This window comes from Clostridium sp. UBA4548 (assembly GCF_002387895.1).
Lineage (GTDB): Bacteria > Bacillota > Clostridia > Clostridiales > Clostridiaceae > Clostridium_J.
Genome location: NZ_DGLI01000013.1, coordinates 145,723 through 155,115, shown reverse-complemented (window position 1 = coordinate 155,115; position 9,393 = coordinate 145,723). Strand labels below are relative to the sequence as shown.

Here is a 9,393-nt window from a genome sequence, read left to right as displayed (position 1 = left end):
AGCTACAACTACAGCTAAATACTTAGTTGATCAATGGATGAACTCTCCAGGACACAGAGCAAACATTTTAAGTGCTAATTGGACAAAAATGGGTGCAGGAGTAGTATTCAGCAGCCAAGGAAACTATGTTTACGCAACTCAACATTTCTCAACTAACTAATTGTTGGTTATATTTGAAAGTGAGCTTAAACTTAGTCACTGGTTAAAACTTGAAATTACTTTAAACATGTAATTAATCATATTATTAAGGCTTAGCTTTTCTAATTTGATTATAATAGAAGAAAAGATGTAGGTGATTAATTTTACCTACATCTTTTTTTCTTATTAAAGCAAAGTGTTTGTTAGAAAGCTATAACTAATCCACCATCGTCCGCATAGGTGGAACTTAGTCCCTTCATCTCCACAATAACTACCTCTTTAAAATTATATTTCTTTAATACTTCTTCCTTAAAACTTAAGGCTCTATCTAAACAATTGCAATGGGCGATTCCAAGAATCTTTTCTTCTAAATGGCTACCCTCTTCACCAATGATTTCTAAAAATCTATTAAAGGCTTTTTTATAGCCTCTAGTTTTTTCAACTAATCTAATTGTTCCTTCCTCTGTAGCCCCCATTATTGGCTTAATTGCTAGCATGTTGGCTACCTTTGCAACAAAAGGGTTTAACCTGCCCGCCTTAGCTAAATGATCTAAGCTCTCTAATAAGAAAAAAGTTTTCATTTCTTTTTTATATTTAGTAACCTTTTCCACAATCTCTAACTCTGTAAAGTTTTTTTTGCTAAGTTCATTAATTTTAAGAGCAATTACAGTTTCTCCTGCAGATGCACTTAATGAGTCAAAGACATGAATAAACTTTTGTCCAAACTCTTCTAAAAATATGTTTTTAGCTAGAACTGCACTATTATAGCTTCCACTCAATTTATTGGATAGAGTCACTACAAAAACACTGTCCTCTCCTTCATATCTTTTAATATAGTCCTGTGGTGATGGACAAGACGTTTTAGGTGGAGTTTCGCATTCTCCCATTGACTTAACATATTGTTTTATATCTAAATTTTCATCATCAATATAACTTTTGTCTGCCAACTGTAAGGTTAAAGGTGCAATTTCAATATTCATCTCTTCTTTCATTTCCTTCGATAAATCACAACTACTATCTGCAATAATTTTTATTTTCATATCACTTCTTCTCCTCATCTTTTTAAAATGCCTGTAATATATAATACAAAATGTAGAAACCTACTTTTTTACTCTTAATTCGAAGATTAAATACCAAAATACTCAAACTCATATAAGAAACCCCTGTATTTATTAAGTCTACTGCTTTCGAAGTTCTTTACATACATATTAATTTTAAAATTAATGCCCCTAAAATAACTTCCCTCATTGGGTTATATTTACATTAATTATACCATTTTATAATTAAAATTCACAGTATTTATAAAGTTTTTGTCCTTTAATTATTAATATAATCCCTAATTTTCTAAACCTTATTCCTCTATTAAAAAACACTTAAACACTTTCGATTTAGATAATATTTTTTTACTGTACAAGGGGTTTACCATAATACTCTAATAGCCACAAAGCCCTTGTTGTTAACTGGTTATCCTAGCTTTTATAAAATAATCTTATAATTCATACTTGTGGTTAAGTACGTTTTTATACCTTATCCTGTATTATATAATGCTAAAAATATTTGTAATATTTTCTTGACATCTGCTTATATTAGTATTAGAATAATAAAAAATGTTTAATTCAATGAAGGGAAGAGTAAATATTAACTAGTATCCAAAGCGAGTGGGGGATGGTGTAAGCTCCATGAGAACATTAATATTGAAGGACCTCCCAGAGAAGTTTGCTTGAACCTTTTTTAGTAGAGCAAACCGGCAACCTCCGTTAAAAGGTATTGAGATGACTTAAATAAACTTTTGTGTCAAATTAGGATGGTACCGTGAAGCTTATGCTCTCACTCCTACATGGAGTGGGAGCTTTTATTTTTTTAAATTTGGGCCCACTTTAGAGAAATTATGGCTTACCTGTTTCCTCATTTAATTTGATCTATAAGAAATATTAAGAAGTATTTTATTCTAGTTTAGTATTGAACCTTTCACTTTAAGAAACATCATAAAGGTTATATGCTGACTTAGCTTTAAAATTCTACTTAATTATTTAAGTTAATAAGGGTGGTACCGCGATTTTTCGCCCCTTGAGTTTTTACTCAAGGGGCTTTGTGTTTCCCAATTAAGTTTATTTCTTAAACAAGGATTTTATACATTAATTAAAGTTCACCCAGTTTCAAAATACATTAATGAATTTATTATAAAAAGGAGAATGATTATGGAAAGAGTAACTATAGAAAATTTAGAAAGATATATTGGAGAAAAAATATTAATTAAAGGATGGGTTCATAGAGTTAGGAAGCTTAAAGCTATAACTTTCCTTATATTGAGAGATAGAACAGGCCTGGTTCAATGTATAGTTGATAATAATTTTATAGATATTAGCAGTTTAAAATTGGAGTCTGTAATTTCTATAGAAGGACTTTTAAAAGAAGGTAATAACACCTTGAATCCCTTTGAAGTTTTGATAGAAAATATAGAAGTTTTAAATGAAGTTCAAGAAGAACTTCCCATTGAAATAAACAAAAAAGAATTAGAAGTAAATTTAGATACTATGCTAAATAATAGAGTTCTAAGTTTAAGACAAGAAAAAAAGCATTCCATATTTAAAACTCAAGGAATAATTGCTGAAGGTTTTAGAGAATTTTTAATTAAGCAAGGTTTTACAGAGATTTTCACCCCTAAAATTGTAGCAGAGGGTGCTGAAGGTGGCACAGATATGTTTGAAATAAAATATTTTGAAAATAAGGCATATCTAGCCCAAAGTCCTCAATTTTACAAGCAAATGATGGTAGGTGCTGGCTATGAAAGAGTTTTTGAAATTGGTGCCGTTTATAGAGCTGAACAGCATAATACAAACAGACATTTAAACGAGTATATAAGTATGGACCTTGAAATGGGTTTTATAGAAAATGAAGAAGACTTAATGAAACTGGAGGAAAGTCTTCTAAAATATATATTCACCAAGCTTGAAAATGAAGGTGAAAAGTGTTTGAAAATCTTAGAAGTAAGTATTCCCGAGATTAAAGATACTATACCAAGACTTAGTTTTAGTAATGCCATTGAAATTTTGAAAAATGAATATGGAAAAACAGACCTTGAAGGTGACTTAGACCCTGAAGGTGAAAAGCTTATATGCAGGTACTCTAAAGAAAAACTCGGTAGTGAATTTTTATTTTTAACTAATTATCCAAGAAGAAAAAGACCTATGTATACTATGCCCTTAGGTGAAGAAGAAACTCGCTCCTTTGACCTTTTATTTAGAGGTCTTGAAATCACCACTGGTGGGCAAAGAATTCATGGTTACAACATGCTTATAGAAAACATTCTCTATAAAGGGCTCACTCCTGAAAATTACCAAGGTTATACTAATACCTTTAAATACGGTATGCCACCTCATGGAGGCCTTGCAATCGGTCTTGAAAGACTTACTGCACAACTTTTAGGTTTATCTAATGTAAGAGAAACCTCCTTATTCCCAAGGGATAGGACTAGGTTAACTCCATAAAATCTAATTACAAAACTAATTCTTAATATTTTCAAGTTCTGTTATGAATTTTTCGTTTATAAATATTTTTATAAACATATATCACAGCATTTTAAAACTCTTAACTAAGTGAAAGTGAAGCATTTATGCCAATATAAAAAGTGATCACAAGAGAATACAATACTTATACTCTTGTGATCATAAATACATAGTTAGTTATTTATGCTTACCCATAAATCTCATCAATTTCTATATTTGTATCAGTAATATCGGCATTTTCACAGATTCTTATACTTACCCCTAAACTACTAAATATATCTATAATATTTTCATATCCTCTTTCAATATGATCAACTCCAGTAATTTTTGTAACCCCTTCAGCCCCTAAGGCTGCAAGTATCAAAGAAATTCCTGCTCTCACATCAGAAGCATGAACCCATGCACCTTTTAAGGTTCTTCTACCTGGAATTACTGCACTACCTTCTCTCAAAATAATATCTGCTCCCATTTTATTCAGCTCTACACAATGGTTAAATCTATTCGGATATACATTTTCAACTATAGTACTATGACTATTGGCTCCAATTAATAGTGCCGTAATTGGCTGTTGTAGGTCTGTTGCAAAACTGGGATACATTCCTGTCTTTATATTAACTCCATTTAAATTGCCATCAGAAAAAGCTTTAATATAATTATCCCCTTCTTCAATTTCCATTCCTGCTTCTTGGAGCTTAGCAATGCAATTATGAAGGTGCTCTGGAATCACGTTATTAACTATTATACTTCCTCCAGTAATACCAACGCTCATAAGAAAACTAGCTGCAATTAACCTATCCGGGATAATAGAATGTTCTGTGCCTTTTAGTTCTTTCACACCCTCAATAACTAGAGTATCTGTTCCAGCTCCCTTAACTTGAGCTCCCATCTTATTTAAAAAAATTGCTAAATCTACTACTTCAGGATCCCTAGCTGCATTCCTAAGTACCGTTCTTCCTTCTGCTAAAATAGAAGCTAAAAGCACATTTATAGTTGCTCCACAAGTTATAACATCAAAATAAATATCTGCTCCCGTAAGTTTTTCCGCCTCAACCACATAAAAATCCTTATGAAAAGTAAATTTTGCTCCTAAAGCTTCCAGCCCCTTAACATGCTGATCTATAGGTCTAGAACCAAAATCATCTCCCCCTGGATAGCCTATGGAGACCCTCTTCTGCTTTGCAAGTAGAGCTCCCACAAAATAATAAGCCGCCCTATACTTTGATGACATTTCTTGTTCTATAAAGGCACTATGAATTTGGGATGGATTTATTTTTATACTATCTCCCTCTTCACATATAGTACCACCTATGTTACTAATAATATCATATATAACTTTTACATCAGAAATGTGTGGAATATTTTTTAAAATTACAGGTTCATTTGATAAACAACAGGCAGTTAATATTGGTAACGAACTATTTTTCGATCCTGATATTGACACATTACCATTTATACTTTTACTTTTCTCAACCTCAATCCAACGCATATACCTTACCTACCTTTTCCACATTACTAGTACTATTAATCTTTTACTGCTTCACTGTTGCTTTTTTATTTTTACTTTAAAATAATCGGATATTAATTATATAAACAATTTTCATTATAAATTTTACTAATATAGTATATCATGTTAGTTATAGCAATTAAAGATTCTTATACTATTTATTATAGTATTTCCACTGGTAATTTTTTTAAAGACCTACTTTTAAAATTGTTTTACCTTTTTTAAACAACACAAAAACATTAATATGCTCATAAGTATATAACCACGTTAACTTGGTAAGGTATATTTACGTTTGAAATGATTTTGAAGTGAATTATCTATATATAAAAAAAACACCTCTCAAATCATAAAATGATTTGAAGGTGCTTAAGTTTTTAATATCTTTATAATAAGCATAGCAAATAAGATGGAATAATGCTAACAATTTCAAAATTTTTATTGTAATTAGCTTTATATTTACTGCTATACTAGGGTAACTTCATCACTGGCAATTAAAAATTCTTCATGTTTTTCAAAGTCAACTTTGCTGCACTCTAAATCTAATAAAACTCCATGGTTTTCATATCTCATAGATTTCACATTAGCTTTATCCTTCAAATGAGAAACTATATTCCCTCTATCATAAGGTATTAGCATCTCACATTGAACATATTCATTAAATATCCTCTTACTTATCAATTCTATCAATTTATCTATTCCTACCTTTTTCTTAGCTGAAATATATGCGGTATCACTTTCCTCTAATAAAACAGTGGTCTCTACTAAATCAACTTTATTATAAGCATAAATTACAGGTATATCTCCTGCCCCTATTTGGTTCAGAGTATCCTTTGTCACCTCTATTTGATGCTTATAATTTGGATTTGAATAATCTACAACGTGTATTAATAAATCTGCCTCACTTACTTCTTCTAAGGTAGATCGAAAAGCCTTTACTAAATCATGGGGTAAATTACTGACAAATCCAACAGTATCAGATAACAAAAAGTTTTTATTATCTGGAAGAACTATACTTCTAACTGAGGTTTCAAGAGTAGCAAATAACATATCTTTCTCAAAAACCTTCTTTTCTTCGGATATTTTAAAACTATCTATCATTGTATTCATTACTGTAGATTTACCTGCATTAGTATACCCAACCAACGCTACTACTGGAATACGATTTTTGCTTCGTCTTTTACGTTGAGTTTGTCTTTGAAATACAACATTTTCTAGCTCTCTATTTAAAGCTACTATTCTCTCTTCTACCTTTCTACGGTCAAGTTCTAACTTTTTCTCACCAGTTCCCTTATTTTTTGTTCCTACACCACCACTTTGGCGTCCTAAATTTTCACGAGAACCTATTAGACGGGGCAACATATATTTTAAATTAGCCACCTCAACCTGAAGCTTTGCTTCATGGGTTTGTGCTCTTTGAGCAAATATCTCTAAAATTAATGCAGTTCTATCTAAAATCCTACACTTTAAAGTTTTTTCTAGGTTTTTAAGTTGAGATGGACTTAGTTCATTATTAAAGATAATCACATTGCTTTGTGTTTCTTCTATTAAAAAAAGAACCTCTTTAACTTTTCCAGTACCAATATAAAGTGGATTATTACTAGCCTTTAAATTTTGTGTTACTTCTCCTGTGACCTGAAAATCACATGCAAAGGCTAAGTTACTAAGTTCCTCCATAGATTCTTTAAAATCTGATTTATTGTTTAAATTTACACCTACTAATAATGCTTTTTGTTTTTGTTCCATATACTATACTCTCCTTTAAATAATCAACTTACTGATTTACAATAAGTTGAATTTGCTATTTTTAGTTCTCATAGCACGGAATCATGACAATTTCCACATTTAAAGGGATTCTACTTTGCAAGTAAAAATTAAATGAGAACTCCCTAAAAGGTACATGGGGTAAAATAATATCAAAACGCCCTATGATAGTTAGTTTTGTACATACCTTCATGTAGGAAGTCATAATACCGGTATTAAGCTCTTAATCTGATACTGAATATACATGCCTTTAAAATCATTTTTAATTCCTCCTTGCATAATAAAAAGGCTGCAAATGAACACACGTCACCTGCAACCTTAAAATACATTATTAACAAAACAAAAATATATAGAAGGCAATAAAAATAATAATAAATTACTACCCACTCTCTTCCATAAAGCTTCTCTTCAGCAAAGCCTGCTAAAGAAACATTATGGCAGTTAATATAAATTGTTTTTAAATAAAGATGTTTTTTGGTATTAAAGCGGTTATGAATATTCTTTGAAAGAGTCCTGAATAAGGCATAACAAATAAACCAAAACTCTTAGAGTTTTGTACCTTATCAATTATTTAGTTGTTTTATTAAACTAAATTACGGAATCTTAAAAAGAAAATTAACACCGTTTTCACCTCACCTTTTAACTTTTCAATTAATTATAACATAAATATTAACAGTAAATCAACATTTGATTCAATAATTTTCCATATAACCTTACTAGTTTACTATGGATGCAGGTGATGGAAAGTTTTTTTATTCCTTAGCCACTCCCCCAAGATTACCACTGTTAGTGAAAGTTATCCTCAAAATATTTCTATATACACTTAGTTTTTTTTGCTAATCATAAATAAGTGTATTTAATCTTCTGCTAAAAAATATTAAAATCCACAAAAACTATAACGATGCTTTATATGTTTCTCAATTAGCACCCTCCCCCTCTTAATAATGAAAATAAGTTGACGCTTTTTTAATTTTATTAATGAAATCTGGATTGTTTTACCCCCATTATGAAAATGTTGGACAGGGGTTGTTTTAGTTTTTATCCCATGTTAAGATATGTTCATCAGCAAGGCACCTAAGAAATAAAAGCTACTGATTGCAAGATGGAGTTACACATACCCCCAAGAAAGCAAGGAGCAAAATAAAAAATAAGGAGTTGTTGATATATGATAACAAATAAATTATTAGCTTTAGTTTTATCTCTATTTACTGCAGGAGGTTCTGCTTCAGGAGTAGCTGCTGGAACAGCTACAAATAAAGTTGAAATACCAAAGTTTCCTACGCAGCAAATAGTTCAAAGCCAGATTTCAAATTCACAAAATAGTGGACAAACTATAAATCTACCTTTAAACTTAAGAAATTCTTGTGATGGTATTGCACCAGTACAAGTTCAATTACCTAGTGATAATTGTGTAGTTGCTGATGAAGACAATTCAGTAGTAGAAACACCAGTAACAAATGAAGATAATAACGTAGAAGTTCCAGTAGTAGAAAATCCTAAAACTGAAACTCCAGTTGTAGAAGAACCAAAGACTCAGGTTCCAGTAATTGAAGATCCAAAAGTAGAGGCTCCACAGGTTGAAGTACCTTCAAAAGAAGTTCCAAAAACAGAAGCTCCAAAAGTTGAAGAACCAGCTACAACGCCAAGTACAACAGTACCAAGTGGTGTACCTGCTAATCCAAATAATAAGAGCTTTAAATATCTAGATGCAGTGGAAAAGGAAATACTAACTTATGTTAATCAAGAAAGAACCAAGGCTGGACTTAAGCCATTAGCTTGGGAAGAAAACATGAGACCAATTGCTAGATATAAATCTAATAACATGCTTCAATATAACTACTTTGAGCACAACACACCATCTCTAAACAACGCTAGCCCAATGGACTTAGCAACTAAATACTTCAAGTATAACACTAATGGATATGGTGAAAATATATTCTACAGCCAAGGTTACCCAGAAGCTACAACTACAGCTAAATATTTAGTTGATCAATGGATGAACTCTCCAGGACACAGAGCAAACATTTTAAGTGCTAATTGGACTAAAATGGGGGCAGGAGTAGTATTCAGCAGCCAAGGAAACTATGTTTACGCAACTCAACATTTCTCAACTAATTAATATTAAAATTTAAATGATTTAGCTTTTAGGAATATAATAGGAGCTGTTACACGACTAACTTACTTATAAGTTGTGTAACAGCTCCCTTTTATTTACTAGTTGTTTTTATGTTAAGCAATTATTACTCTACCACTATAAAAAAAACTCATAATCATTTCATTCATCTTCTTTATAATTTTTACTACTACTTATCGAAAAGTCCTCCTCCATTAGAATTTCTTCTAGCCTTCTGTCCTTGACCTAAAGTTTTTGCTGGTCTTTCTACCGCTCCTTGTTTTGCACTTTTTGCTTTTTTAGCTTCGATAATTTTTTTCATCATTTCTACATTCTTCTCTGACATAGTAATCTCCTTTAAAATCTATTTA

Annotated in this window: 7 protein-coding genes and 1 other annotated feature; of the genes, 3 read left to right on the top strand and 4 right to left on the bottom strand. The window is 31.1% G+C overall.

The genetic code is table 11. From position 1 onward, the window contains the following. Positions 1–160, top strand: a 160-nt coding sequence (locus tag B3040_RS04825) for a CAP domain-containing protein (protein ID WP_291570773.1), incomplete at its 5' end; no start/stop codon positions are given. A gap of 181 nt (positions 161–341) precedes the next feature. Here B3040_RS04825 and B3040_RS04820 read toward each other — a convergent pair. Continuing rightward, entirely contained in the window at positions 342–1,178 is an 837-nt protein-coding gene (locus B3040_RS04820; protein ID WP_291570766.1) for a DegV family protein, read from the bottom strand. A gap of 570 nt (positions 1,179–1,748) precedes the next feature. After that, positions 1,749–1,976: a binding site (T-box leader), on the top strand. Positions 1,977–2,336: 360 nt separating this feature from the next. On the opposite strand from B3040_RS04820, the gene aspS reads away from it, so the two are divergent. Next, positions 2,337–3,626, top strand: a complete 1,290-nt coding sequence (aspS, locus tag B3040_RS04815; RefSeq protein ID WP_291570765.1) for an aspartate--tRNA(Asn) ligase — start codon at positions 2,337–2,339, stop codon at positions 3,624–3,626. Between the two features lie 205 nt (positions 3,627–3,831). Here aspS and murA read toward each other — a convergent pair whose 3' ends face one another. Beyond that, the gene (murA, locus tag B3040_RS04810) at positions 3,832–5,130 is read right to left on the bottom strand and encodes a UDP-N-acetylglucosamine 1-carboxyvinyltransferase (protein WP_291570764.1); all 1,299 of its coding nucleotides are present in this window, start codon (positions 5,128–5,130) and stop codon (positions 3,832–3,834) included. A gap of 480 nt (positions 5,131–5,610) precedes the next feature. Then, positions 5,611–6,891: a GTPase HflX gene (gene hflX, locus B3040_RS04805; RefSeq protein WP_291570762.1), complete on the bottom strand. Its 1,281-nt coding sequence runs from the start codon at positions 6,889–6,891 to the stop codon at positions 5,611–5,613. A gap of 1,183 nt (positions 6,892–8,074) precedes the next feature. Between hflX and B3040_RS04800 the strand changes: the two genes are divergently transcribed. Beyond that, a complete protein-coding gene (locus B3040_RS04800) occupies positions 8,075–9,028 on the top strand; it encodes a CAP domain-containing protein (protein WP_291570760.1) in 954 nt (317 codons plus the stop codon). Between the two features lie 184 nt (positions 9,029–9,212). On the opposite strand, the gene B3040_RS04795 is transcribed toward B3040_RS04800, so the two are convergent. Next, positions 9,213–9,368, bottom strand: coding sequence for a hypothetical protein (locus tag B3040_RS04795; RefSeq protein ID WP_017415165.1), 156 nt, complete (start codon positions 9,366–9,368; stop codon positions 9,213–9,215). Positions 9,369–9,393 lie beyond the last annotated feature (25 nt).